At 35.2% G+C, this 25807-nt stretch carries 28 protein-coding genes and 1 other annotated feature; of the genes, 26 read left to right on the forward strand and 2 right to left on the reverse strand.

Annotated elements, in window-relative coordinates; all coding sequences use genetic code 11:
- Window positions 1–900, forward strand: coding sequence for an EamA family transporter RarD (gene rarD / locus O7776_RS07810; RefSeq protein WP_274310034.1), 900 nt, complete (start codon window positions 1–3; stop codon window positions 898–900).
- Window positions 901–1128: 228 nt separating this feature from the next.
- On the opposite strand, the gene O7776_RS07815 is transcribed toward rarD, so the two are convergent.
- A complete protein-coding gene (locus O7776_RS07815) occupies window positions 1129–1266 on the reverse strand; it encodes a hypothetical protein (RefSeq protein ID WP_274310035.1) in 138 nt (45 codons plus the stop codon).
- Between the two features lie 262 nt (window positions 1267–1528).
- On the opposite strand from O7776_RS07815, the gene O7776_RS07820 reads away from it, so the two are divergent.
- From O7776_RS07820 to O7776_RS07925, 22 genes are all read left to right on the forward strand, one after another.
- Complete coding sequence (locus tag O7776_RS07820; protein ID WP_274310036.1) at window positions 1529–1951, forward strand: helical membrane plugin domain-containing protein; 423 nt, start codon at window positions 1529–1531, stop codon at window positions 1949–1951.
- Window positions 1952–1989: 38 nt separating this feature from the next.
- The gene (locus O7776_RS07825) at window positions 1990–3177 is read left to right on the forward strand and encodes an NAD(P)/FAD-dependent oxidoreductase (RefSeq protein ID WP_274310037.1); all 1188 of its coding nucleotides are present in this window, start codon (window positions 1990–1992) and stop codon (window positions 3175–3177) included.
- An 885-nt stretch (window positions 3178–4062) separates the two neighbouring features.
- Window positions 4063–4686 carry a serine protease gene (locus O7776_RS07830; protein WP_274310038.1) on the forward strand — a complete coding sequence of 208 codons (624 nt, stop codon included), beginning with the start codon at window positions 4063–4065 and terminating at the stop codon, window positions 4684–4686.
- Between the two features lie 17 nt (window positions 4687–4703).
- Entirely contained in the window at window positions 4704–6041 is a 1338-nt protein-coding gene (locus O7776_RS07835; RefSeq protein ID WP_274310039.1) for a hypothetical protein, read from the forward strand.
- 365 nt (window positions 6042–6406) lie between these two features.
- Window positions 6407–7048 (forward strand): cyclic di-AMP binding protein CbpA, encoded by a 642-nt coding sequence (gene cbpA / locus O7776_RS07840; RefSeq protein WP_274310040.1) that lies wholly within the window; start codon window positions 6407–6409, stop codon window positions 7046–7048.
- Window positions 7049–7254: 206 nt separating this feature from the next.
- A complete protein-coding gene (locus O7776_RS07845) occupies window positions 7255–7815 on the forward strand; it encodes a GrpB family protein (protein ID WP_274310041.1) in 561 nt (186 codons plus the stop codon).
- Window positions 7816–7998: 183 nt separating this feature from the next.
- Window positions 7999–9140 (forward strand): IS3 family transposase gene (locus O7776_RS07850; protein WP_420802120.1). Its coding sequence is split into 2 segments (ribosomal slippage): window positions 7999–8272 and window positions 8272–9140, totalling 1143 coding nucleotides; the frame shifts between segments, so codons are not numbered across the junction.
- Window positions 9141–9368: 228 nt separating this feature from the next.
- On the forward strand, window positions 9369–10067 hold the full coding sequence (locus tag O7776_RS07855) for a Type 1 glutamine amidotransferase-like domain-containing protein (protein ID WP_274310042.1): 699 nt from the start codon (window positions 9369–9371) through the stop codon (window positions 10065–10067).
- Window positions 10068–10372: 305 nt separating this feature from the next.
- Window positions 10373–11389, forward strand: a complete 1017-nt coding sequence (locus O7776_RS07860; RefSeq protein ID WP_274310043.1) for an aminoglycoside phosphotransferase family protein — start codon at window positions 10373–10375, stop codon at window positions 11387–11389.
- Between the two features lie 255 nt (window positions 11390–11644).
- Window positions 11645–12157 carry a GNAT family N-acetyltransferase gene (locus O7776_RS07865; RefSeq protein ID WP_274310044.1) on the forward strand — a complete coding sequence of 171 codons (513 nt, stop codon included), beginning with the start codon at window positions 11645–11647 and terminating at the stop codon, window positions 12155–12157.
- A 102-nt stretch (window positions 12158–12259) separates the two neighbouring features.
- A complete protein-coding gene (locus O7776_RS07870; protein WP_274310045.1) occupies window positions 12260–12757 on the forward strand; it encodes a P-loop nucleotide/nucleoside kinase family protein in 498 nt (165 codons plus the stop codon).
- Window positions 12758–13353: 596 nt separating this feature from the next.
- Window positions 13354–13665 (forward strand): RNHCP domain-containing protein, encoded by a 312-nt coding sequence (locus tag O7776_RS07875; protein ID WP_274310046.1) that lies wholly within the window; start codon window positions 13354–13356, stop codon window positions 13663–13665.
- A 157-nt stretch (window positions 13666–13822) separates the two neighbouring features.
- Window positions 13823–14032: a binding site (T-box leader), on the forward strand.
- Between the two features lie 36 nt (window positions 14033–14068).
- Entirely contained in the window at window positions 14069–14563 is a 495-nt protein-coding gene (locus O7776_RS07880; RefSeq protein ID WP_274310047.1) for a GNAT family N-acetyltransferase, read from the forward strand.
- 49 nt (window positions 14564–14612) lie between these two features.
- The gene (locus tag O7776_RS07885) at window positions 14613–15062 is read left to right on the forward strand and encodes an NUDIX domain-containing protein (RefSeq protein WP_274310048.1); all 450 of its coding nucleotides are present in this window, start codon (window positions 14613–14615) and stop codon (window positions 15060–15062) included.
- Between the two features lie 96 nt (window positions 15063–15158).
- On the forward strand, window positions 15159–15383 hold the full coding sequence (locus O7776_RS07890) for a hypothetical protein (protein WP_274310049.1): 225 nt from the start codon (window positions 15159–15161) through the stop codon (window positions 15381–15383).
- 146 nt (window positions 15384–15529) lie between these two features.
- Window positions 15530–15997 (forward strand): DinB family protein, encoded by a 468-nt coding sequence (locus O7776_RS07895; protein WP_274310050.1) that lies wholly within the window; start codon window positions 15530–15532, stop codon window positions 15995–15997.
- A gap of 509 nt (window positions 15998–16506) precedes the next feature.
- Window positions 16507–18117: a spore germination protein gene (locus tag O7776_RS07900; RefSeq protein ID WP_274310051.1), complete on the forward strand. Its 1611-nt coding sequence runs from the start codon at window positions 16507–16509 to the stop codon at window positions 18115–18117.
- Window positions 18118–18120: 3 nt separating this feature from the next.
- Complete coding sequence (locus O7776_RS07905; RefSeq protein ID WP_274310052.1) at window positions 18121–19311, forward strand: Ger(x)C family spore germination protein; 1191 nt, start codon at window positions 18121–18123, stop codon at window positions 19309–19311.
- Window positions 19312–19313: 2 nt separating this feature from the next.
- Window positions 19314–19550, forward strand: a complete 237-nt coding sequence (locus tag O7776_RS07910; RefSeq protein ID WP_274310053.1) for a hypothetical protein — start codon at window positions 19314–19316, stop codon at window positions 19548–19550.
- A gap of 33 nt (window positions 19551–19583) precedes the next feature.
- On the forward strand, window positions 19584–20702 hold the full coding sequence (locus O7776_RS07915) for a GerAB/ArcD/ProY family transporter (protein WP_274310054.1): 1119 nt from the start codon (window positions 19584–19586) through the stop codon (window positions 20700–20702).
- Window positions 20703–20733: 31 nt separating this feature from the next.
- Window positions 20734–20913: a hypothetical protein gene (locus tag O7776_RS07920; protein ID WP_274310055.1), complete on the forward strand. Its 180-nt coding sequence runs from the start codon at window positions 20734–20736 to the stop codon at window positions 20911–20913.
- Window positions 20914–21134: 221 nt separating this feature from the next.
- Window positions 21135–21866, forward strand: coding sequence for a CPBP family intramembrane glutamic endopeptidase (locus O7776_RS07925; protein ID WP_274310056.1), 732 nt, complete (start codon window positions 21135–21137; stop codon window positions 21864–21866).
- 163 nt (window positions 21867–22029) lie between these two features.
- Here O7776_RS07925 and O7776_RS07930 read toward each other — a convergent pair whose 3' ends face one another.
- Entirely contained in the window at window positions 22030–23199 is a 1170-nt protein-coding gene (locus O7776_RS07930; RefSeq protein WP_274310057.1) for an MFS transporter, read from the reverse strand.
- 286 nt (window positions 23200–23485) lie between these two features.
- On the opposite strand from O7776_RS07930, the gene O7776_RS07935 reads away from it, so the two are divergent.
- From O7776_RS07935 to O7776_RS07945, 3 genes are all read left to right on the forward strand, one after another.
- The gene (locus tag O7776_RS07935) at window positions 23486–24412 is read left to right on the forward strand and encodes a serine hydrolase domain-containing protein (RefSeq protein ID WP_274310058.1); all 927 of its coding nucleotides are present in this window, start codon (window positions 23486–23488) and stop codon (window positions 24410–24412) included.
- Between the two features lie 120 nt (window positions 24413–24532).
- On the forward strand, window positions 24533–25162 hold the full coding sequence (locus O7776_RS07940) for a hypothetical protein (protein WP_274310059.1): 630 nt from the start codon (window positions 24533–24535) through the stop codon (window positions 25160–25162).
- A gap of 232 nt (window positions 25163–25394) precedes the next feature.
- Entirely contained in the window at window positions 25395–25772 is a 378-nt protein-coding gene (locus O7776_RS07945) for a hypothetical protein (RefSeq protein ID WP_274310060.1), read from the forward strand.
- Window positions 25773–25807: the final 35 nt, after the last annotated feature.

Here is a 25807-nt window from a genome sequence, read left to right on the forward strand (position 1 = left end):
ATGTCACAACAAAAACAAGGCGTCCTGTTTGCGGCAGGAGCCTATTTAATGTGGGGGCTTATCCCACTTTATTGGAAACAAGTGCAGTATGTTTCGAGTCTCGAAATTTTAGCGGGCCGTGTTATTTGGTCATTCGTTTTTACGGCGCTCTTTGTATTACTCATAAAACAGCGAAAGGAATTAATGGAGGATATTAGATCGCTCTGGGGGAGAAAAGCTCAGTTTTGGTCGCTCTTCATTGCATCACTAGTTATAAGTGTCAACTGGGGTGTATATATTTGGGCGGTTAACAATGAGCAATTGCTACAGGCGAGTCTTGGTTATTACATTAACCCGCTTATTTCTGTGCTCTTCGGTTTGATCATCTTTAAGGAAAAGCTATCAGGTGCAACGATTGTAGCTGTCATTATCGCAGCAACTGGCGTAGCATATCAAGCAATTTTGGGTGGGACGATTCCGTGGGTGTCCCTAACACTTGCGCTATCATTTTCAATTTATGGCGTGCTGAAAAAGAAAATTCCGCTAGATGCAACGCGAGGCTTGGCAATTGAAACACTCTTTATTTTACCAATCGCGATTGTAGGATATATTTACTTAATGCAGACGACCGATATTGCCTTTTTACAAGTGGATATGAAAACTAACTTATTATTAATAGGAAGTGGGATTATAACGGCATTACCACTTGTGCTTTTTGCAAAAGGAGCACAAAAAATTCCATTATATTTATTGGGCTTTGTGCAGTTTTTATCGCCAACGATGAGCTTAGTAATCGGAATCTTTGTTTATAAAGAGCCTTTTACAATGACGGAGCTCTTTACGTTTAGCTGTATTTGGCTTGCGGTCCTTATTTTTTCTGCTGGGAAATTTATCGAAGTGAGAAAGCGAAAATTAATCTAACTTGTTTCAGCAAAAGTCCCTCACTCGAATAACTAGGGAATAAATGCTAAAAATGTCCTCCGTTCAGCGGGGGACATTTTTAGCTGAATCAAGTTACTGCCCCCGGCGGATGTCACAGATTTTTTAAAGGAGTTTTTCGAGCGGGCTCGAAAAAAATCTGGACGCAATTACGCCGAGGCGTAATTGATATGTACAGCTCCTTGTAAACATTGTTTACGAGGAGTTTTTTTATCCAAAAACAACTCGCATGAAACTACCAATGATGAGAATGCAAATGAAGGCGATTAATCCGACCTTTGTAAATTCAAATAACGAATAATATTTCCTCGTAAACAGTTCACGTTTATAACGTGGATTATTGCGCATAATAATACCTCCAAAATAAGTTTTTACTTATTATTTGCAGTAATATATCTGATTATTATACCAAAAATAGCGCGAAAAATAGCACTAAGAATTCAGAATATTGTTAAATTTGATTTTTCTCTCTTATATTCTTATTTTCTAATTGTAACAACCGAATCTTTGTGCTAGGATTGCTTATTGAATGATAATGTGAAAGTTTAAACATAGTTTTTGGACTTTTCATGAAGAAAAAAATATTAAGTGTTGGCAAAGGAGAGTTATTATGTCAGAAATGAATAATCAGGTAGAAAAAGTGTCTGTTACACAAGAACAATTAGACGTACTAGACCAACTATTAAAGCCAGAGGTACAAGCTTCGTTAACAACTTTAGTTGACAACTTACCTAAGTTAGCAGAAATGACAACTTTATTAACTAAGGCATATGATTTCGCGACTGCAGTAGCAACTGACGAAACATTAAAAAGTGATACAGTTGCAGCTGTAACAGAAATGGCTAGCCCAGTAGTAGATACGGCAAAATCTTTAGCTCAAACGGCTATCGAAGCAAAAGACCGTGCTGAAGTTTCAAGTGAAACAGTAGGTGTATTTGGTCTATTAAAAATGTTAAAAGACCCTCAAGTTCAAGGCGCATTACGTTTTGCTAATGCATTTTTAGCTGTAGCAGCTGAGAAAAAAGACAAATAATTAATTCGCACAATCTAATTTAATTGGAGGATGTTATCATGGTAACAAAAGATATCGTTATTTTAGGTGCTGGTTTTGCTGGTGTTTTAGCTGCTCAAACAGCTCGCAAATATTTAAATACGCTAGAAGCAAACATTACAGTTGTAAACCAGTTCCCAACGCACCAAATCATTACAGAATTACACCGCTTAGCTGGTGGTACAATTAAAGAGGGCGCTGTTTCTCTATCTTTAGAAAAAATCTTCAAAGGTAAAGACATCAACCTTGAAATCGCAAAAGTAAACAGCTTCAACGCTGACAAAAAAGAAGTTCAACTTTCAAATGGTAAAACTTTATCATACGATACATTAGTTGTTGCTTTAGGTTCTCAAACAGGATTCTTCGGTATCCCAGGCTTAGAAGAAAACTCATTCGTATTAAAATCAGTTGACGAAGCAAACGCTATCCGTGAGCATATCGAAGCACGTATCGCTGAATATGCAAAATCAAAAAATGAAGCAGATGCAACGATCGTTATCGGCGGTGGCGGTTTAACAGGTGTTGAGCTTGTTGGTGAAATCGTAGACCACTTCCCGAAAGTAGCTGCGAAATACGGCGTACCTTTCGAAGATTTAAAAATCAAATTAGTAGAAGCTGGTCCAAAAATCTTACCAGTATTCCCAGACAACTTAATTGCTCGTGCGACTGAATCATTAGCAAAACGTGGTGTTGAATTCATCACTTCAACTCCTGTAACAGGTGTTGAAGGCAATGTTATTCAATTAAAAGACCGTGAGCCAATCGTTGCGAACACATTAGTATGGACTGGTGGGGTAGCTCCACTTCCATTAGTTGGTGAATCAGGTCTTAACTGTGACCGTGGTAAAGCAACAATCAACGACTTCTTACAATCTACTTCTCACCCAGAAGTATTTGTATTAGGTGATGCTTCTGCACACATTCCAAACCCAGGCGACCGCCCAACTTACGCGCCAACTGCTCAAGTAGCATGGCAACAAGGTGAGCAAGCTGGTTACAACATCTTTGCTCAAATTAAAGATCACGACATGAAAGCATTCCAGTTCACAAACTCTGGTACTTTAGGTTCTTTAGGACGTAAAGACGGTATCGCAACTATTGGTGCAAACAATACACAATTAGTTGGTTTACCAGCTTCATTAATGAAAGAAGCTTCAAACATTCGTTACATGACGCATATTAAAGCGTTATTCGGTTTAGCGTACTAAGCCAATTATAATAATAGCAATGCCGCTTAGAATTTATTTTCTAGGCGGTTTTTTTCTGTTGAAAGTTGAACATTTTATACTTTTTCCTATGAAATAATCAAATAAATTAAACTTCATACTAACATTGAGTAAACTTACTAACAAAAAATGTATTGAGTGCAGTGTTACTTATTTTCGGCGGGCTACGGCATGACAGCATTATGGCCACGTGGTACGTGTCCATACTACTGTCTTTAATGCCGCATGCAAGGCCCGCCAAATTAAAATGTTACGTTATTAATAAAGGTAAAAGAGTCCAATGTTGCCGCTTGCGCTATCGCGAGGCGGCGGTGATGAATAAAATAGTACGCTGTATACAATGTTGTATCTTTGATTAAAAGTTAGCTTTGTAAATAAAATTGGCTACATTGATTGCGTCAAAATAAAACCATACTTAGACTAATTTTTACTTAATTTTATTAACAGTGCTTGACCCAACAAACTTTTTTCGAAATATTTGTAATAAAAACCAGCTTTAGCTTGAATGTAGAGTGCCGCGAAGTGAAGTAAGGCTCAAATGCCGTATGATTTGAGCCTTACTTTGCGACGAAAGCGTAGCGACAGGAGCACATTTCTTAGGGCGACTCCTAGAGGATTAAGCGTGTGCGGAAAATCCACTTGTATGTGCCACCGTAAGAGGCACATACAAGTTAGTTGAAGCCACGCCCTCAGGAAAGCGTCCCCCGTAGCGTAGCAGAACGGACTCTATTAGATAAATACACTTGGTGCCAAATTTTGTATTGAAAAATGCTTGTTATAAACTACATATATTTCTTTTTAAGCTATTATAATATGTTAATATTTCATAAAATATGTATAATATTTTATAAATGGAGGGGTGATGCGATGAACGTATTAGATTCAAAGGATTCGTTATTTTTTTTAACCGAGGAACAGCAACAGTATTATTCGCAGTGGCATCATTATGAGTATTACTTTAGTTTATTGCGTCATGAATTTTTACATACCCCATACGTCCTATTAACGATGGCTGATTTTGGGATATTTTATTATTATGATGATAAAAAACTACCTGTCGTTAATTCAGAAAATGCATTTGTATTTTTATTGCGTCAATTTATGTTAGATACCGCTATGAAAAACCAAAAGTTACACCGAATGAAAGCAATTACGGTAGGTAACCCTGTTCAATCATTAATAGCGGCGGCTGCAACAACGAATTTATTTTTAGATGGCTTACGCGATGTTTTACGAGAAATTCCAAAGGATGATTTAGTTTTTTTTTCGAAATACTCGAATAATTCCATGCTATTATATGACCCTCGTTTTTTACTTAAGGAGGGCTATCCGAAGCGTCTAGTTCAATTGGAAACAACTATTTTAAAAGAGCTTCGAAACTGGATACAAGTAAACAATGACCTTTTTTCGGAAAAGGTTCAGCAAATTATACGTATGTTAGACGAAATTTCAATTATCGAACGAGAGCTATTTAGCGAATTTCAACTATAATAGGGGAGTTGGCAATCATGAAGGAACAACTGCGTATTGAAGATGAAATTTCGGAATACAAAACGAAACAATTTGCATCAATCGAGCAACAATATGAACAGTTTCAAACGATTGTGCATGAGTGTATTCACCAAGAGAAATTTGAACAGCTAATTCAATTTATTAATGCTGAAATCGAACCATTTCTATTTTCAACATTGAACAATGAAGTGTTAGATTTAATGATTACAATCGAGCCGATTATTAAGGAAAAATATCAGGAAAACGTAGCAACTATTTATTTGATTATGGGTCATTGCTTCTACTTTTATATGGACTTTGAAGATGCTCGAAATTACTATAAGCTGGCAATGAGCTATGCGATGGAATATAAACAATTTGGAGTTTTATCGTCATCCTTGAAAAAATATAATGCGTCTATGATTGAGACGAGGATCGATAGTGTATTGTGGGAAAGCAGTAAATATCCATCTATTTTTTGGGTGAAAAATAAGGGTGCTGCCTGTAATAAAGATTTTTTAGTATGCATTATCGCGCATATTGAACTGTCCTTGAAATTGGAGAAAAATGAGTATGCTTACCAAATTTATAATAAGTATTTTGAGCAAATACCATTTGAACTGACACCCCGCTTTAAGCTAAAGCTGGAATCATTAAAGGGGGATATTTTAAATTCTTTAAACAAGTACAATGAGGCGTTGACACTTTATCATAAATTGCTAAAAATCTGTATAAATGAAGTATGTTATCGTGATTTAATCGTCGGTTTATATGAACGTATTTCAGTAATCAGTCAAAAAATAAACGACGCGCAGCTACCTCTAGAGATACAGCAATCCTACGATCAATATTTTAAGCAACTTCACATCGATAAAGAGTATTTACAAAAACATTTGGCAATGGCCACGTCTAATTTGAATTTTGTCGATAGCAGTTTTCCAATGAGCTATGACCAGTTTATCAACGAGGTAAATGAACTCTTGAACAACGCATCTTTGGAGGGCCTTTCGCTAGTAATCGTTGATATAAAAATACGTGAAGATGATCGACAATTAGAAAATGAAATCCTTTATTGCATAAACGAAAAATTACAGGACGCGTTTGGGGACCGGCGATTGCTAAATACACGGATAGATGAGACGACAATTGGCTACCTAGTTCGGAAATCAGAACTCGGTACGGAGGTACTAAGTGGGCGTGCATTTCACGAGGTGCGAAAGCTATATCCAAAAGAGGAGAGCCCGTTAGCAGCAATCTATTTTGCAGCTGTAAACAATGCCGAAAATAATTTAACAACGTATGAGCAATGTCGAAAATTGGCCTATGCTTATATTTATTATGAATTTTATAAGTAAATGTTGAACCAACTTTCGCGAGTTGGTTTTTTTATTGTTTGGTTTCTTTACATAAGGTGGGAGGAGAATAGGGGGTTTTTTGGGGATTCGCACATATCCATGCAAAAAGTGCACATATTCCACACAAAGCAGAAATGCGTCTGTCGCTTCGCTTTTGTCGTAGAAGTTATAACCAATCTAGAGGGCGATTGATTTTAACTTTGTGGTAGCTCATGACCAAAGATATACAAAAGCCGGTTGGGAATATCAATTTCATAATACGTTATTAATATTTTTCTCAAAATACAAAAAATTCTAAAAAATAGCTTTCGCATTGAGCATAAAGCCTATAAAATATAGCTAATGACATCGAAGGAGGCATCATTATGTTAGTTAAACAAAGAATCGTAAAAAAGAAAGAGGTAAGTTTTGTAAAAGAATCGGACACTATTTCACAGGTGTTAGGGCAACTAAATGACAATGGTTTTCGTTGTATTCCTATTCTAGATGACAACGGTGAAAAATTTGTTGGTAACATTTATAAAGTGGAAGTACTTGAGTACAAGCTAAAAGATGGAGATATGAAACAGCCAGTCAAAAACTTAGGTATCGAAAGCGATGCATTTGTTCATGAAAACAGCTCGTTTTTTGAAGTGTTTCATTCAATCAAACAATTACCATATTTAGCGGTTGTAGATACGAAGGGGAATTTCTCAGGCATTTTACCTCACTCAAAAGTATTCGAGCTGCTTGAAGAAGCATGGGGCTATCGTACAGGAAGCTGCGCTGTAACGATTGCGTTACCTGACACGGATGGTATTTTAATTAAAGTCCTAACTGCAGTAAAAAAGGTTTGGCCATTACACTGTGTGTTCTCGCTAGATGATGATACTACCTATCTGCGACGCGTCATTATTACATTAACAAAAGGGGCTAAGCAATCCACTGTAAACGAGCTTGAGCAAGCGATTACAAAGCAAGGTGCGCGGATTATTGATATTGAAATATTTGATAAGGAAAACTTTTAACTTACTACAATACTATACAGATAATAAGTTGTTTAATTTATTATAAAGTCGTTTAAAGAACAATAAATGCATAGCCATGTTGTTCAACAAACGGGCCATATTATTGAATAACGTTTTTTAAGAAAGTTACCAAACGACGCTTTGTGTAGGTTTTAATCAACTATCTGATAATACTTGTATAATAAAAAAATAATGGAGGAAGTAATATGCGGAAAGTTGAGATATCTTCACATAAAAGAGAATGGTCGTTGATGTTTGAAGAAGAAAGCAAGCAACTTAAAAATATATTAGGAACTTTAGTAATAAATGTTTTTCATATTGGAAGTACTGCAATACCGAATATACAGGCTAAACCAGTAATTGATATTTTGATTGAAGTTACGTGTCTTAGTGAAGTTGATAAATTTAATTATCAGTTTGAACAGTTAGGTTACAGAGTTCATGGAGAAAATGGTATTCCTAATAGACGTTATTTTAGTAAAGGTGGGAATAATAGAACTCATCATGTTCATATTTTTGAACAAGGAAATCCTGAAATAACTCGACATCTTGCATTTAGAGATTATATGATTGCTCATCCAAAAGAAGCCCAAAACTATAGTCAATTAAAACAAACTTTAGCTGATAAATACCCTAACAGTATTGAGATGTATATAGAAGGTAAAAATGATTATATAAAAACAATAGATTACAAAGCAGCTAAATGGGAAAAACTGACTAATTGTTCTGATGAGGGATTTAATGCAACAGAAATTAAAAAAAATTAATCACTTTTACCATCTATCATAAATATACAAAACTAACTAAATAAACGTTCCCAAATGAAAGTTATGTAACAAAACACCCCATTCTAGCAAGGCACTGACCTAATAACATGAGACAAATAAAAACACCTTTCATTGAATAACGGGGACTTAAACCTGAAATAATCAATGTGGAGGTGTTTTTCTATGGGAACAAGAGTCAGTTATCCAGTAGAAGTGAAAATGAAGGCAATTGAAATGCGAATGGCTAACGTACCGGTAAAAGAAGTAATGGAAGAATTGGACATTCGAAACTATACGCAGTTGAAGCGATGGATGCATTGGTATCGAAATGGTGAAATGCACCGTCTTAAACAACCAGTTGGTAAACAATATGCCTTCGGCAAAGGACCGGAATTTGAAAGTGAGACAGCCAAGCTACAGGCAGAGAATCTAGAGTTGAAACAACAGATTGAAGTTTTAAAAAAGTACGCGGAATTGGAAGGGAAGTGGCGCCAAAAGTAGTACTTCAATTAGTTGAAGAATTAAAAGATGTTATGCCAATTGGTGAAATCTGTCGTCATTTAGGCGTAGGTCGCTCGTCATACTATCGTTGGAGAAAGGATGTGGATCAATCCACACAAAAGGAGATTCGAGATCAGCAGATTGGCGACTTGTGCAAACAGAATAAATTTCGATATGGTTATCGAAAGATTGCTAATCTGTACCCAGGAGTTTGTAGGAAGACTGTGCAGCGTGTTATGCAAAAATATGGTTGGCAATGTAAAGTAAAGGTGAAGAAACGGAAGCGTACCGGGCAGCCAGCATACGTCGCACCGAATTTATTAGCACGCGATTTTACAGCATCTAAGCCTATGGAGAAGCTAGTCACGGATATTACGTACTTGCCTTTTGGACAATCGATGATGTATCTTTCTAGTATTCTCGATGTCTACAATGGCGAAATTGTGGCACAAACTACTGGTATCAAACAAGACACTGATTTTGTGTTGGATACGCTCTATCAATTGCCTAAGCTACCAGAAGGATGCATTCTGCATAGTGACCAAGGCTCCGTTTATACATCCTATGCTTATCAAAAAGCAGCCAAAGAAAAAGGAATTACCATGAGCATGTCCCGCAAAGGCACGCCAGCTGATAATTCCCCAATCGAATCGTTTCATTCCACGCTAAAGTCTGAAACGTTCTATCTCGACGATATCTATCGCACAACGAACGCACGTGTGATACAGATTGTCGAAGAATACATTACTTATTATAACAATATCCGTATTCAAACGAAACTAAACAGCCAATCGCCGGTTCAATACCGTCAATTGGCTGCATAAAATGGTGTTTTATTCTTGTCTCAAAAAGGGTAGTCAGTGCCCAATGAGTGGGGTGTTTGCTTTTGACTGTTTATAAACAGTATGTCCCCCTAACGATGTTTTGAGTGAATTTTTTATTCAACAATCGAAGTCAGTTAGCTGAAGAAAGATAGGACCATTTAGTTTAACAAGGGAGTAATTATCATTTGAAGAACTAACTACTTAATACTTTTTGAAAGGAGAACGTAGATGAGGCAAATAATTGCTCTTGGTGGTGGTGGCTTTTCAATGGAACCAGATAATCCATTGCTAGATTTGTATATAATAAAACAAGCAAAGAAAGCTAATCCGAAAATTTGCTTTATTCCTACTGCAAGTGGAGATTCTGATAATTATATATCAAGGTATTATAACTTTTTTAATCAACAGGATTGTATACCCTCCCACTTATCTTTATTTAATCCACCGACTAGGGATCTTGAGAACTTTATTTTAGAGAAAGACATTGTCTATGTTGGTGGAGGAAATACTAAAAACCTTTTAACTTTGTGGAAAGAATGGGGCTTAGACGATATTTTAAGAAAAGCGTGGAATCAAGGTGTTATTTTAGCTGGGTTAAGTGCAGGTTCTATTTGTTGGTTTGAAGAAGGGGTTACTGATTCGTATGGTGATGGACTTGAACCAATAAAATGTTTGGGGTTTTTAAAGGGGAGTAATTGTCCACATTACGATGGAGAAATAGAAAGAAGACCCGCATATCATAAACTCATTGAATCAAAAAATATACAATCAGGGGTTGCGACATATGATGGGGTAGCAATTCATTACAAGGAACAAGAAATTAGTAAAATAGTTAGCTCAAGGCCTAATGCTAAGGCGTACAATGTTTCTTTCGAAAGTCAAGTTATAGAGACAGAACTACAAACGGAATATTTAGGTTCTTATTGATCTAAAGGGCGTTTGATGTATAAGGTCTGTGCTGCAATCGGGCCATATATTTGAACAACCCTCTTCAGATATTTATAGTGAAGAAATTTCAATTATGAAGTTTAAAGAAAATCTTTAATTTCCTTATAAAATTTTATAAAGCATATGAATGTAAAAACTTATATGTTACAATTATGGTAAAATGTGGGTGTTTAATTAAAACGATTCACCATAAGAAAATCATATTAACCGGATGTATCTTGATAACGAGTATATCCAGGATAATATGCTCTACCAAATCGACTAAGAAGAAAATGGAGGAATAAATGATTATTGAAATTGAAAAGCTGATTTATGCTTTAAATCAAAAGTTCAAAACGAATATCATCTCTACTGATTACCAAACTATGCCGTTACAGGGCGGAACTGTAGGAGATGTGTACCTGGTAACGGGAATCGCCGAGACCGTGGATGGCGATAAATTGCATTACCGTATCGTGCTGAAAATCCAGAAACAATGGGAACGTTACGGCGATCCGGGTTCATGGCGTCGGGAATATGATCTCTATTCGTCTGACTTGGGAGCGACTTTCTCGCAAGCCCTTCGTTGGCCGATATGTTATCACGCCGAACTCAATGCCGAAATGAATGAATACTATCTGTGGCTGGAATATATCGATGGCGTAACCGGTTTAGACTTGACCAGTGACATGTATGAAGCGGCCGCGTTGGAGTTGGGGCGTTTTCAAGGCAAGCTGTATGCGGAGCAACCCGCCGTCCTTCAGAGCCTGACGAATCTAAGCCATCCGGATCTTAGGAAAAATTCGTATTTGCGTTACCGGTCATGGCCGGTCGTCTACGATTATATACGATCAGAAGACTGTGAATTGCCCTTGCACCTGCGTCAAATGCTCATTGACATTGATGAGCAAGCAGACGAGATATTTGCCCGTATTGAAAAATTGCCCCTCGTGCTATGTCACAGGGACTTCTGGGTAACCAATCTTATTTATGCTGACGGGAAATTCGCGCTTATCGATTGGGATACTAGCGGATGGGGCTACCTGGGCGAGGATCTTGCAAGCCTAATCGCGGATGAATCGGATATCGATAACATGGTCGAAAACTACCAGCGCTGCATCCCTGCTTATTACAATGGCTTTTCGGAGTATGCGGACGTATCCCAAATTTCCGATCCTTGTGTCTACGAGTTAATCCTTCTCGTATTTGGGTACAGGCTTGTCGAGGGATATCTCTACACAGAGGCTGATGACGAGAAGACGAAACTTGTCGATACTCTTCAAAAAATCTATGAAATGAAAACCATACCCGTTATGGTTTAATAAAATGAACAGGCTATCACATCAGCCTATTTTGAGCAGCACCGTATGGGATAGCATTTCCTGCGGTGCTGTTTTGAGTTTATCCATTAGGGACAATTTGGTGATTTTTTGTAAATACCTCGAAAAAGGGTATGCTTATTCAAGATTAGGGCGCAATTCTGCAACATGAATTAGGCCCTTTCTTTATACATAGAGCCGTATTGATGAGGTATGCTTTCTAAGTATATTAAAGATAGATGGAGGGAGAAAATAGGCTTGATTTTTGACAAAGAATTACTTATTCGACTTATGAACTATGGTGATTTTGATTTAATGGTAAAATGGCTAAATGACCAGAGAGTATTAGAATTTTATGAAGAACCACCTTCAAATTTAGATAGAGTGATAAATAAATACGGTCCAAGGATAGAAGGTAAACACTATGTTACTCCTTGTATTGTAGAATACAAAAATGAATCAATTGGCTATATACAATATTATAAGATTAAAGAAACTGAATTAAAAAAATACGGCTATCTAGGAAACCAAAATATCTATGGAATTGATCAATTTATAGGAGAACCTGAATTATGGGGTAAAGGGATAGGAACCAAAATGATACAAATGATGTTAAATTCCCTTTGTAATAAAGGTGCCTCAAAAATTCTATTAGAGGTAAAAAGTAATAATGTCAGAGCAATATCAAGTTATAAAAAATGTGGGTTTAAGAGAATTAAAAATCTTAACAACAATCTAGTATTAATGGAATGGATAGCTAAAATCGATTAAAATTTATACTTTTTCATTATGCAGGAGAGCTTTATCTGCAATAAACGGGCCATATTCTTGAAAAAAGGTTAAACCACTAAAATAAGTTCGGGGGATAAAAATATGAATCAATTGGGGACGCTTTACTTTTTCTGTGGAAAAATGGGAGCAGGAAAATCAACTAAATCAAAAAAATTAGCAATAGAAAAAAATGCGGTACTGTTATCTGAGGATGAATGGCTTTCAGCTCTTTATCCCAATCAGTTCACATCATTTGAGGACTATCTAAAATTCTCAGCGCAGCTCAAGCCGTTGGTGAAAAAGCATGTGCAAAACATATTAAGTGTTGGTACAGATGTAGTGATGGATTTTCCAGCTAACACTCAAAAACTGCGAAAGTGGTTTTTGGAAATGGCGTCAGAGGTCAATGCAAACCATCAACTAATTTACCTAAATTTAAATAACGATCAATGCTTACGCCAAATTGAACAAAGGCGAAACGAACAACCCGAAAGAGCAGCTTTTGACACGGAAGCGGTGTTTAATCATGTTACTAAATTTTTTGAAGCACCAGAAGCATCCGAGGGTATAAATATTTTAGAGTTTAGTGGAAAAGAGTAACATGAAGTTCAACACAGAGTTATAGAACCAGAAAAATAATAGTTGAACTAAACCAGCCAATAGAAACTCCTTAGATCAACAATCGAGCACAATTCTTGAAGAGTGATTGTACTTTTTTCAGTAATAGGGCCATTTTATTGAATATCTTTCTTTTATGAAAGGTATGGTTTTGGGACTTGTTCAAGGCAAACCTTTTTATTGATAAAAATTTCAGAAAAAACAATAAAATTTGATATAATTAAATATGGAAATAATCATTAGCTTATGAAACGGAGTGTTTTTATGCATCTATTGGATAAAAACCAACGTATCTTTTAGGGGACGAATGCCATTGTCAGTGATTAAAGGTGAACACTTACTAGTGGAAGGTGGAGTAAGTCTGTCTTACAGTGGTTGATACAAATCCATAAAATTAATCGAGGTTCGGATCAAAAGATGAAAGATGCTATTGTGAAGTAGGAACTAGAAGTAATCGCTTTGCAGAACAAGGCGGTGAATTTGTAACTTCCCTTTAAAAGCCTGAAACTATCTTGTGATAGGAAAACCTAACGGAACCCTTTCTTCAGATGAAATCATTCATCTTGGAGGAAGATACGTTGAGTAGAAAAACTGAAAATACAGCTTTTCATTGTGAAAACTGTCATGCATATGTCGAACCATTAACAAACGGAAGCTTTCGAAATCATTGTCCATTTTGTTTATTTTCAAAACACCTAGACAATCAACCAGGCGACCGTTTAAGTAGTTGTAAAGGATTAATGAAGCCAATTCGACTTGATTATTCAAGTAAAAAAGGATATCAAGTTGTACATGAATGTATATCCTGTGGAAAAATACAGCGTAATAAAATTGCTGTTAACACGAAACAAGAAGACAATATATTACACTTTATGACATTAAGTCTGTAATACTAGGTTATTTCCACCCCTTTTAGATTTAATACTGAAAGGGGGTATTTCTATATAGCATTTGAAAAGTGGTATATTAATTTCCCAAATCCCGCTTTGGTACTTAAAATAGGACTTTACAGAATCAAATAATACATGTAATATTTGGATAATTATGAAATTAACGTTGATTGGAAGTAGTAAGGAATAATTATTGCTTAGAGAGCTGTTGGTTGGTGAAAAACAGTCAGTAAATTCCCGAACTCGTCCAGGAGTGTTTATGCTGAAATTAAGTAGGGATAAACGGCAGCTACCGTTATAGCTTAAGTGGGTTAATTTAAATATTAACTAATTAGAGTGGTACCGCGAATTGAACTTCGTCTCTTTGTTGAGACGGAGTTTTTTATTTTTAAGGAGGGATTATATGTTTGTAAGAAAAGCAATTGACAAAGATGCACTAAAAATACTTTCTGTTATGACAGATGCGGAAGCGTCGGGTTTCATGTTATTTGCACCTGGTGAAAGACGCATGGAGGTGGCATCACTAAGCAAATTTATAAATTCAATTAATAATGCTCCAAGGTCTGGTTTTTTTATTGCTTTAGAAAATGAAGAAATTTTAGGTTACCTTATAGTAAAGGGAGAAAATCTGTCTCGTACATCTCATCGTGCTTCCATTGCAATCGGGGTACACTCGAATAGTCGAGGAAAAGGTGTGGGGACAATTCTTTTTGAATACATTACAAATTGGGCAAAACAAGAACAAATTCATCGATTAGAATTAACGGTAATTGAAAATAATGAACAGGCCATTCATCTATATAAAAAAATGGGCTTTGAAATGGAAGGTATCAAAAAAGATTCACTAATAATAAGTGATTCTTATGTAAACGAATTATATATGTCTAAATTACTTTAATAACGATAAAAGTTGTTTGGGAAGGGATTCAATTAGGGGAGGGAAATAATTGATAGTTACAAAGAATAACTGTTTCCAATTTCTTGAATTTATAGTTGTGAAAGAAACTGAAATATATAATTATCACCGATTGGCTGGATCATATGCGGTAATAAAGTGTGATGACAAATATCTATTATGTTATAACACTTTAAGAAAGCAATGGGAATTACCAGCAGGACAAAGGGAAACGAATGAAACACCAAAAGATTGTGCAATAAGAGAACTTTACGAAGAAACTGGGCAAAGAGTTTTGAATATAGAATTTAAGGGTTTGTTAAAAGTAAAAAATGTAATAGATGATGCAATTAAGTATAATCCCGTCTATTTTACTACTCTTGAAAAACTCCAACCATTTCAGAAAAATAACGAGACTTCCGAAATTCGATTATGGGACTTAGAGCAAAAGATTGGTCACATAGATGAAGTAGATTTAAAAATATTCGATTTTATAAAATAAAATAGTACTCGTTAACAATGCGCCCAAACTTGAAACTAATTGAAACGTAAAACGTAATTTATAGCTATAGAGATTAATTAGAAGGGATTTAATTAGATGGAATTTCTATTTAGTGGTTTCTTTGGTTTACTGATTATTGGATTTGTTGGTTATGTGTTGCTGCTGAAAATTATATCGAAAGTGTATCATTGGATTAGATGGCAAAGAATGAACCCAACCGAACGTAAATATGAAAAAATAAGACAGAATAGACGTCGTAATTACAATGCAAGTAGTAAAAAATCTTACGATTCATCGCCTGAAATACCGGGTGGTGATTGATTAGTTATAATTATCGAGCGTGATTCTGTCATAAGGATCAGCGCTCGTTTTCATTAATGGGCCATTTAATTTAAAAAAGAAAAAGGTATTTTAGGAAAGAGGCTAATACCTTATTAGACTAACAATTAAACATTGGGGTGTTTTCAGTGATTAAATTTTTTGAGTATAACTGGCAGGTAAGGGACGAATGGTTTAACTTGTGTAAACAATTATCAACCGAAGATTTGTTAAAAGACCGTATTGGAGGGGTAGGAAGTATTTTATATACTCTTTTTCATATAATTGATGTGGAGTATAGTTGGATTCGTGCTATTGAGGGTAAAGACGATGTAGTAGTTCAGTTTAATGAATATAATACCCTTGAAAAAGTTAAATCTCTTTCAGATACATTTCGTAATGACATAGTTAAGTTAATACAAACAAATTCGGATGAATCAAATGATCAACTTGTGTCTGTTCCTTGGGATGAAGATACTTATTCAAGAAGTGGAATATTACATCATATAGTTGCTCACGAAATTCATCATGTTGGCCAACTTTCTGTTTGGGCAAGAGAATTAGAATTAAGTCCAGTTTCAGCTAATTTTATCGGAAGAGACTTCAAATTAATTTAATTCTTATTCAAGAAAATGGCGCAATTCTGCAACAAGAATTGTGCCTTTTCTTTATGAAAAGTGCCATTTTACTGAACATCTTTCTTTTATGAATGGTTACCAATCGACGCTTTGGTAACTTTAACTCACTTTACTTGCTTTTTTTATTTATAAAGGAAAAAACGCTCATTAAGAAAGCTTTATTGATCATTGCAGTATTTAAATATATTGGTAGATTTGAGAAGTGTATTTTACCGTTTACTTTTTTTGTCTCTTAATTAGAAGTTTTGTCGAAAAAATTTTGCTATTTAATAATAGTGGTATGATTTAAATAGTTTGAAAAAAATATGTATTTTAAGACTTTTCAGTTGAAAGGAGTTTCCTCATGCTAAAGAAAACGAGAATCTATCTCTCATCAACAATCTTAATAGAATAGTTTTAGGATAATCAAATATATTCCTAGCTAGCAAAGTCATAAAAAAAATTAAATATAGTACGCAAAAAAATAAAAAGTAAATGTGAGGTAGTCTATGGGCTTTTTCAGAAAGAAAAGTAATTCTAAAATGCATTCCAATTCTATTTCAACTAGCCAAATGATGGAGACAAGTTCAGCAAACGAATTAAAAGCAAATCTTCAAGAAAATATACAAATAATAAAAGATTCCCTTGGGAAAAGCTCAGATATTATCATTCGAGAAATTCGAATTGGAAAAGAAGAAACTATTAAAGCCGGTATTATCTATACAGATGGATTAACAGATACAGCCTCATTACAAAATTTCATTTTGGAAACGCTCATGCTAGATATTAAAGGGGACGAATTACAGAAAAAGCTTTCTCCTGAACAAAATCTGATTAGCGTATTAAAAGATTATGCCATGACAGTAGGAGAAATTAAAGAACTAACTAATTTTGAAGTGCTTTTTACTGGACTTTTATCGGGGGATACGATTATTTTGATCGATGGATATGCCCAAGGTTTAATCATTTCCAATAGGCATTGGGTTGAGCGAGGAGTAAATGAACCAACTTCCCAGGTGGTAATAAGAGGACCCCGCGAAGGATTCTCCGAAAATTTGCGTGTAAATACCGCCTTAGTTCGTAGAAGAGTGAAAGACCCAAATCTTTGGATGGAATCTAAAGTTATTGGAAAACGCACGAAAACGAATGTTGCCATGATGTATATCAACGGAATTGCAAATGACAAAATAGTGAAAGAAGTCCATTTGCGTTTGGATAGAATAGATATTGATGGAATTCTCGAAAGTGGAAATATAGAGGAATTGATTCAGGATGCACCATATTCACCTTTTCCAACCATACTTAACACGGAACGTTCGGATGTAGTAGCTGCAGAATTATTGGAAGGAAGAATAGCTATTTTTGTAGATGGAACACCATTTGTCCTAATTGTTCCAGCAGTATTCATTCAATTTTTTCAAACGTCAGAAGACTACTATCAACGTGCGGATATTGCGAGCCTTATTCGACTCCTTCGTTTTTTTGCATTCGGGATTGCATTGCTTGCACCTGCATTATTTATTGCGATCACAACTTTTAATCATGCCATGCTACCTCCTGCACTCCTTATTAGTCTGGCAGCCCAACGAGAAGGTGCCCCATTTCCGGCATTTGTTGAAGCAATCGTAATGGAAGTCACTTTTGAAATCTTGCGTGAAGCAGGCTTAAGAATGCCACGAAGTATCGGTACAGCCATGTCTATTGTAGGGGCATTTGTAATTGGAACCGCAGCGGTTGAAGCAGGCATCATCTCTGCTGCGATGGTAATCGTGGTTTCAATAACCGCCATTTCTAGTTTCGTTTCTCCAACTTACGACTTAGCTATCTCTGTCAGGATGCTACGCTTTGGGTTTATGGCAATAGCTGCTTCTTTTGGATTAGTAGGAATAATGATTGGTTTAATTGCTCTACTTCTGCATTTATGCAGTTTGCGTTCTTTTGGTGTGCCTTATATGGCTTCACTAGCTCCTTTTAATCTATCCGATCAAAAGGATACGTTTATTCGCTTGCCTATATGGAAAATGTTTACTCGACCTCGTCTAATCAATCAACAAAATATCGTTAGGCAACAAGATTCAGCCTCTGCAAAACCAGAACCACCAAAAAACGAAGGGGGTTAAACGATGAAAAAGTGCATGTTTGTTCTTCTGATTCTCAGCCCCATTCTTATGGGGTGTTGGGACCGGAGGGAATTAAATGAGCTTGGCATTACGTTGGCAATAGGAATAGATAAAGTAGAAGATGAATACCAAGTAACTGCTCAAGTGGTTGTACCTTCGGAAATAACCATGAAAACAGGTACTGGGCGTTCACCAGTCACCCTGTTTCAGGAGAACGGAAAAACGGTATATGAAGCCATTCGAAAAATTACAAAGACATCTCCAAGGAAAATATATCCAGGACATCTTCGAATACTTGTGCTAGGTGAGGATTTAGCTGAAGAAGGAATAGCGAAATCCTTAGATTTACTGTCAAGAGATCGGGAACTTCGATCTGATTTCTTTGTTGTAATTGCTAAGGATATGACCGCAGAGGAAGTACTGAATGTTAGTACACCGATTGAAAGTATACCCGCCAATAAAATGTTTAACACCCTTCAAACGTCAGAAGCTTCTTGGGCTGCAACAAACGGCATTAAGTTAGATGAGTTGATAGCCTCTATGACAAGTAGTGGAAGGGAAGCTGTATTAACAGGGATACTAGTAACAGGGGATCAAGAAATGGGATCAAGCAAACAGAATGTGGAATCGATTATTCCTTCTGCACGAATTAAATATGATAATTTAGCGGTGTTTAAGAAAGATAAACTAGTGGGCTGGTTAACTGAACGAGAAGGCAGAGGGTATAATGATATCGTCAACGAAGTGCAAAGTTCTGTAACTACTATATCTTGTCCTGAAGAGGGGAAAGCCACTATAGAGGTTATTCAAATGGATTCTAAAATTAAAGGAAAAATAAACCAAAGTAACCCTGAAGTGGATGTCAATATTAAATTAAAAGGAAATGTTGGGGAAGTAGAGTGTCAAATTAATCTTAATGACCCAGAAACATTTGTTAAGCTAGAGAAGAATACTGAAAAAGAGATGGAAGAGCTCATTAAATCGACCATTGAAACGGTACAAAAACAGTATAAGTCAGACATATTTGGATTTGGTGAAGCCATTCATCGATCTAATCCGAAAGAATGGAAAAAGCTTAAAGAGAATTGGGATGAGGAATTCCCTGAAATGACAGCGAATGTTAACGTAGACGTAGAACTTATGCATACGGGTACAGTAGGTAATTCTTTCTTAGAAAAGATAGAGGTTAAATAATTATGATAAAAAGTATAGGAATACTCCTGATTGCAGCAGCCATTCTGTGGATTGAAGCTCCACCACTCTTGGAAAAAAAGTATAAAAAAGAGTTACTTGTGTTTTCAATTCTACTTGTAATTGGGGTAGGTCTAAGTATTACACTTTTTGGATTTAAAAGACCTATTCCAAATCCATTTGATTTACTCACTTTTATTTTTAAACCGCTTAATGATTTGATTTCTCTTTTGTTGAAATAAAAGAACAGTGTAGAGGGGAAGGGATGATATGAAATGATGCAAGACGTTAAAATTAATTCGTACCAATTCTTAGTCTTAGTTATTTTATTTACGATTGGTACGAGCATCTTAACCGTGCCATCAGCATTAGCAACCGATGCAAAGCAAGACGCCTGGATTGCAGCTATAATTGGTACGGGAATCGGTCTATTAGTCATATGGCTATTCATTACTATAGCACATTGGTTCCCTAACCTCACCTATGTCCAAATCATTGAAAAACTATTTGGAAGATGGATAGGTAAAGCCTTTTCAGTATTGTTTGTGCTCATATCTCTTCTATATGCTTCAGAACTTCTGTATTATTTTGGGCTATTCCTAAACATTTATATGATGCCAAATACTCCAATGGTAGCTCTTAATATTCTTATGGCGGGGATTGTGGTGATGGGAGTCCGTCTTGGATTGGAAACCTTCGCTCGTACTGCAGAAATCTTAATTGTCGTGTTTTTCGTCTTTTTTTTCATTTTAGTGGTGTGCCTTTCACCTGATATGAACTTTGAAAACATACAGCCTGTATATGAGATGGGGACAAAAAAGATCGTTCAATCATCCATTTTTTACGTCATAATATCTTCAGTAAATGCGGTTGTTCTCTTAATGATTTTCCCCTCTTTTGTTAATAAAATGAAACAAGGTAAAAAAGCTTTTTTAATTGGAAACTTAATAGGCGGCATCGTCATCATCATTATTACATTTTTGAGTGTTACGGTTTTAGGTTTTGAGAAAACGGCAGGAGAGATTTATCCAAGCTATGAATTAACCAAAAAGATAAATATCGGGAATTTTATACAGCGTATTGAGGGATTAATTGCATCACTTTGGATAATCACTCTCTATTTTAAGACGACCCTTTATTTTTATGCTTCCGTTCTAGGGATGGCACAAATTCTGAATTTGAAAGATTACCGCCCTCTAACCTTACCGTTAGGCATGATTGCCGTTGTCCTTTCTCTCGTGATTTATCCTAATATCATCTACCAAAAACATTTTGACGATACAACGGGTAATTCTTTAACATTATCAATCGGACTTTTTTTACCTCTTTTGTTGGTAGTCGTATATGCAATACGAAAAATAACGATAAAGAAAGAAGTAAAAACAAATGAATAGCTGATTATTTAGAAAAAACAAAGAGAAATACGTGATAAAAACCTTTGAATTAAAAAAAGGAATTGTAGCCACTTATATGGCTATTTCAGGATTTAATGTGCTTGTTTTCGAAAGAGATGATTGGCAATATATGCTAAGTTTTGATAAACGAGTATCAGATAAAGTTACTCCTGAAACCTTGTTAGATATAGCCAATTCTATTGATTATTGATTCAAATTGGAAGTTTTGTTATTCAACTAACGGGGGCGATTCTGTAACAAGGATCTGCGCCCGTTTTCATTAAAGTGCCATTTTACTGAACATCTTTCTTTTATGAATGGATACAAAACGACGCTTTGGGAATACTTCTTTTCCTCTCAAATAATTTAATGGTGTATAATATTTTTAGTAAAATATTTCCAATTTATAACAACGAGGATGTGGCGTAATACATGAAACAATTTTTGAAAGTAATTGGTTTAGAATTTCTCGTGTTAGCGTTTTTTATTGTCAATGGTGCGTATGTTTCAATAACTTCCACTAACGATCCGTTTCTCTCATATTTGGGCTTAGTACCATTTGCTTTAATGTTATACGGTTTTTTATTATTCTCTAAAAAAAGTCGAACAGCATTGAACCTATTTTCTACTCGTTCAGTAAAAGAAACATTATTATATTCAATGCCACTGTTAATTATTTTAATAATTTTATATATAGGAAATGGTGGGCTTAGTTTAGGGGATTATTCGAATGTAATTTTAGTAATGATAACTAATATACTTATTATTGCCTTTATAGAAGAAGTGATTTATAGAGGATTTATGATATCGGTATTAAGAGAAAATGGGATTATACTTGCGGTTACAGTATCAAGCCTTTTATTTGCAATAACCCATTCTTTACAACTTCTTGGTGGTCAAGACTTGTTGAGTACAATTATCCAAATAAGCTACGCATTTTCGACTGGCATGGTTTTAGCTCTATTAATCGCATTAGGACAACCGTTAATAGTTACAATATTATTCCATGGAATCAATAATACTTTTATTGTTCTGGCTTCTAAAGATGGTGACGATATTTTTACATTTGTGATTCTTGCAATCTTAGTTACTTATTCAATTTTCCTTTATAAAAAATTAAAATCATCACAACAGCACAATCATATTTATTCATTAGAAAATTAAAAAACGTTCCCAAATGAAAGTTTTGGAATACAGAAATAGCTAAGAAATGCTGTGAAACCAACGTTTCGTTGCTTTTCCTTTGAATATTGTTTATACAGCTTTTTATGCTAAGGTACCGTGTAGGAAAAGAAATATACTATAAAATAGAGCAACTTGAAAAATCTCAAGTTGCTCTATTTGTATTATAAGCTGTTTTTTTCTTACTGCTAATAGAAATGACGACAGTAATGAATGATAAAATGATGAATATTCCACCAGCAAATGGATTTACTTCGACTGAAAGTGTATCTACAATTCCAGCCCCAATCACTGAACCAACAGCAACACCTAAATGAAGAGCTGAATTATTCAAGCTTTGCTGAATTTCCGATGATTCAGGTGCTATTTCAATTAAATAAGATTGCATAGCTGGGGAAATCGCCCAACTGAGAATCCCCCAAATGATAATGATTATGAGGAATACTGGAAATGAATCTGTTGAATATGGAAATATAAAGAATAAAGCGCTAAAAACGACTAGAGCAATAATCATTGTTTTTCTTGATCCCAATAAATCTGCCATTACACCACCAAGACCTCCACCAACTACAGCAGAAAAACCGAAAATGAAATAGATGACACTAATCCAAGTAGCATTAAAATCAGAGGTTGCTTCTAAATAAGGCTTAAAATAGGCATACATAATCGTATGGCCTGTCATATAGAGGAATGTCGTTGTTAGCCCTAATGTGGTTTTGTAATTTTTAAATGCTAAAAGCTGCTTCCTCAATGGAATTTGAGGTTTCGGTTGTATTCTTCCCATTAATACATGAACCCCAATAATAGATAATGCTGTTAAAATAGTTATCAGTACGAATGGTGCTCTCCAGCCGAAATTATCTCCGATGATAAGCCCGAGCGGTACCCCTAAAACTAACGAAGCACTTACTCCCACAGAGACGATTCCAATGGCCCTACCTTTATACTGTTCTTCTACTAAGCTAGGAGCCATAACTAAACACAATATGATTAATAGCGCTCCACTTAATGCTAAAATAATTCTTCCTATAAACAAAATAGAAAAAGTAGGTGCAAATACTGTTACGATACAACCAATTAAAAAAATGTACAAGCAAACTAATGTTAGCCTTTTTCTTTCTATTTTAGCTGTCATGACAAGTAAAATTGGCGATGTAACTGCAAAAATGACAGCAAAAACAGTGATTAGCAAACCTGCTTGGCCGATGCTTACATGTAAATCCTCTGCAATCAAATCTAAAATCCCGCTAATAATCAGTTCAACCAGACCTATTATAAAGGATAGAATCATTAAAAAATATATACGTTTATCCATGTTGTCTCCTTCCTAATTATATCCCAAACTATATACTATCTTTTGATGAATGTTTACTCAAGAATAAGATAATAATGTCACAATAACATAATTACATAAATCTGAAAGGACTAGAGAAAATACGTAATTTAATTTATCAGAAAGAATGAAATAAATATGGATGATAACGGAAAAAGCAATAGGCCTATATCATTTAAGGGCCATTTAATGGAGGAATAATCCCAAGCAAAATTGAATACATATGGTAATTCGAGCATGGTATTTGTGAAAGGGGGATAAAAAAGGTATGAGTAAAATATCTTTTAATGAGTTAGAAAAGAAACTTAAAAGTATTAGAATTGAAGCTTTTGTCATCTATAAAGGGAATACACGGATCTACGAATACTTGAAGAATAAAAAGGTCGTAGAAAAGCCGTCAAAGGTTTATTCCATTACAAAGAGCATTGTTTCTATATTAATTGGAATTATGGTAGATAAAGGATTAATAAAAAATATTCACGAACCCATTCAAAACTATTTTCCAGAAATATTAGAGTCTAATGATCCGCAAAAGAAAGAAATTACAATATTTCATTTGCTGACCATGACTTCGGGGTTAAAAGTAGGGAATTTCCAAGGATCAAAAAATTGGGTTAAATTCATACTAGGACAACCGATTATACATAAACCAGGTTCAATCTTTCAATATAATTCTGGAGACTCTCATTTACTAAGTGCGATAATACAAAAAATTTCTGGAATTTCCACCGCTTCATTTGCTGAAAAAAATTTATTCTTTCCATTAGGGATAAATAAATACACTTGGCAAAGGGACCCACAAGGAATTCATGGGGGTGGTTTTAGCATTTCGTTAAATTTAGAGGATATGGTGAAGATTGGATTGTTATTTTTAAACGAAGGGCGATTTAATTCAAATCAGGTGATTTCATCCAACTGGCTCATTCAGGCAATAAGACCATATAAGCAAACTACAACCACAAAAGAAGGAATATATGGATATGGATATCAGCTATGGACTTATGAAAATACTAAAACTAACTCCTCGATTGATTATTACTATGCTAATGGTATATTTGGACAATATATATTTATTGTTCCGAGGTTAAATATTATGGTGGTGGTAAAAAGCCAACTACGAAATGACCAGCAATCTGCACCGAGACTCATTTTCGAAGAGCTATTAGGTAGTTGGCAGGATGAGAGAGTTATTTGAACAAGTCAACTTGGCGCAATTGTTCAAGATGGAACGTTACCTAAAAACGTTTCGTAGCTTTCAACAGGAAAAGTGTTTTTTAGGGATTTTCCGACATATCTTTTTAACAGGAGGCATCGTATGTTAAAAAAGATATGGATTGCTGCTGTACTATTCATAGTGGGTGTAATCTTATTGTACTTGTTGAAAATCCCGTCCACATTGGATGCTCATGAAGTCATTCAAGAACCATTCATTTCTATAGAGCAAGCTACATTAAATATGATAGCTGAAAAACTACATGAACGATATGTAGGAGTTGACGTGAAAACAACCTCAAACAATCAATTAGTATTACAAGTAGTGGGGGATGAAGCGTATTTCAATTCTGTTAAAACGGACATGGAATCTCTAGTAAGAAGTGAAATTAAAAGCACGGTTTTAAAGGATTATAGTATTGTATTTAACAGATTTAATATGATTGGCGATATAAATGAAGTTATCAACAAAGAATCTCAGCAGATGCTCGAAACGTTAATGTCAGGTCTTAAGGATTACCATGAAATTAATTATATAAGTACAGTATCGGAGCAATACATTATCATTCATACATCTTTAAAAGGTTCGGATAAACAAGCACAAAAGGTAGCGTTGGAAATAGAACAAAAAGCGATGCATCTTTTAAATTCAATGGAACTAAAATTATCATCAATTAGTGACCCTTTCAATATTAAAATCGTGAATGTCGGAGGGTTTGAAATTAATAGTTAGCTTCATCATTGAATTAAACCAAAGTAAAAAATGCGTTCCAAAATAAAAATTTGGAAATACTTACTGAAGCCAAAAAACACTTTTATTGCCGTGTTTTTTGGCTTTTGCATGCAAGCTGTATTATTTACTATTTGAAGTAGCAAGTTAAATGGCCCCTATACAATTCATACACCAATCTGGTTTTAAATACATAAAATGCAGGGAATAGTAAACTAAAAAGTAGGTGAAGGGCATGCAAATAGCATTAAAATATTTTCGTCAAACGCATCATGAATATTTGTGGCTCCATTTTTTAGTCGGGGTTGTGCTAATTTTTACATCCGTCTTTTGGTTTATCGTACCATACTTCATCATTAGCTATGGCAAGTATTCAATTTCAACATTGCAACAAGTGATACTATTATGCGCTTTGTATTTTGCGCCGTCACTGATCATTACGCTTCATTGCTGGTTTATCAATTTTAAAGCTGTAATGAAATGGAAAGAAAATCACCCGGAAGAAAGCTGTTGGCGGTGGCTTGTTCGTTTTCAAACGATCACCATTGTCATCGTTATCGTGTTTACGTCAATTATCTATTCGAGCCTCTTTGTAATTGATATGATTCGTTGATTGTTTCTGCTAGTAGTGCTCCTGTCGCTATGCTA

This window comes from Solibacillus daqui (assembly GCF_028747805.1).
Classification (GTDB): Bacteria; Bacillota; Bacilli; order Bacillales_A; family Planococcaceae; genus Solibacillus; species Solibacillus daqui.

Excerpts from the sequence above, each read along its gene's own strand:
- rarD (WP_274310034.1), top strand. The coding sequence starts at position 1 with ATGTCACAACAAAAACAAGGCGTCCTGTTTGCGGCAGGAGCCTATTTA.
- O7776_RS07815 (WP_274310035.1), bottom strand. The coding sequence starts at position 1,266 with ATGCGCAATAATCCACGTTATAAACGTGAACTGTTTACGAGGAAATAT.
- O7776_RS07820 (WP_274310036.1), top strand. The coding sequence starts at position 1,529 with ATGTCAGAAATGAATAATCAGGTAGAAAAAGTGTCTGTTACACAAGAA.
- O7776_RS07825 (WP_274310037.1), top strand. The coding sequence starts at position 1,990 with ATGGTAACAAAAGATATCGTTATTTTAGGTGCTGGTTTTGCTGGTGTT.
- O7776_RS07830 (WP_274310038.1), top strand. The coding sequence starts at position 4,063 with ATGAACGTATTAGATTCAAAGGATTCGTTATTTTTTTTAACCGAGGAA.
- O7776_RS07835 (WP_274310039.1), top strand. The coding sequence starts at position 4,704 with ATGAAGGAACAACTGCGTATTGAAGATGAAATTTCGGAATACAAAACG.
- cbpA (WP_274310040.1), top strand. The coding sequence starts at position 6,407 with ATGTTAGTTAAACAAAGAATCGTAAAAAAGAAAGAGGTAAGTTTTGTA.
- O7776_RS07845 (WP_274310041.1), top strand. The coding sequence starts at position 7,255 with ATGCGGAAAGTTGAGATATCTTCACATAAAAGAGAATGGTCGTTGATG.
- O7776_RS07855 (WP_274310042.1), top strand. The coding sequence starts at position 9,369 with ATGAGGCAAATAATTGCTCTTGGTGGTGGTGGCTTTTCAATGGAACCA.
- O7776_RS07860 (WP_274310043.1), top strand. The coding sequence starts at position 10,373 with ATGATTATTGAAATTGAAAAGCTGATTTATGCTTTAAATCAAAAGTTC.
- O7776_RS07870 (WP_274310045.1), top strand. The coding sequence starts at position 12,260 with ATGAATCAATTGGGGACGCTTTACTTTTTCTGTGGAAAAATGGGAGCA.
- O7776_RS07880 (WP_274310047.1), top strand. The coding sequence starts at position 14,069 with ATGTTTGTAAGAAAAGCAATTGACAAAGATGCACTAAAAATACTTTCT.
- O7776_RS07890 (WP_274310049.1), top strand. The coding sequence starts at position 15,159 with ATGGAATTTCTATTTAGTGGTTTCTTTGGTTTACTGATTATTGGATTT.
- O7776_RS07900 (WP_274310051.1), top strand. The coding sequence starts at position 16,507 with ATGGGCTTTTTCAGAAAGAAAAGTAATTCTAAAATGCATTCCAATTCT.
- O7776_RS07905 (WP_274310052.1), top strand. The coding sequence starts at position 18,121 with ATGAAAAAGTGCATGTTTGTTCTTCTGATTCTCAGCCCCATTCTTATG.
- O7776_RS07910 (WP_274310053.1), top strand. The coding sequence starts at position 19,314 with ATGATAAAAAGTATAGGAATACTCCTGATTGCAGCAGCCATTCTGTGG.
- O7776_RS07915 (WP_274310054.1), top strand. The coding sequence starts at position 19,584 with ATGATGCAAGACGTTAAAATTAATTCGTACCAATTCTTAGTCTTAGTT.
- O7776_RS07925 (WP_274310056.1), top strand. The coding sequence starts at position 21,135 with ATGAAACAATTTTTGAAAGTAATTGGTTTAGAATTTCTCGTGTTAGCG.
- O7776_RS07930 (WP_274310057.1), bottom strand. The coding sequence starts at position 23,199 with ATGGATAAACGTATATATTTTTTAATGATTCTATCCTTTATAATAGGT.
- O7776_RS07935 (WP_274310058.1), top strand. The coding sequence starts at position 23,486 with ATGAGTAAAATATCTTTTAATGAGTTAGAAAAGAAACTTAAAAGTATT.
- O7776_RS07940 (WP_274310059.1), top strand. The coding sequence starts at position 24,533 with ATGTTAAAAAAGATATGGATTGCTGCTGTACTATTCATAGTGGGTGTA.
- O7776_RS07945 (WP_274310060.1), top strand. The coding sequence starts at position 25,395 with ATGCAAATAGCATTAAAATATTTTCGTCAAACGCATCATGAATATTTG.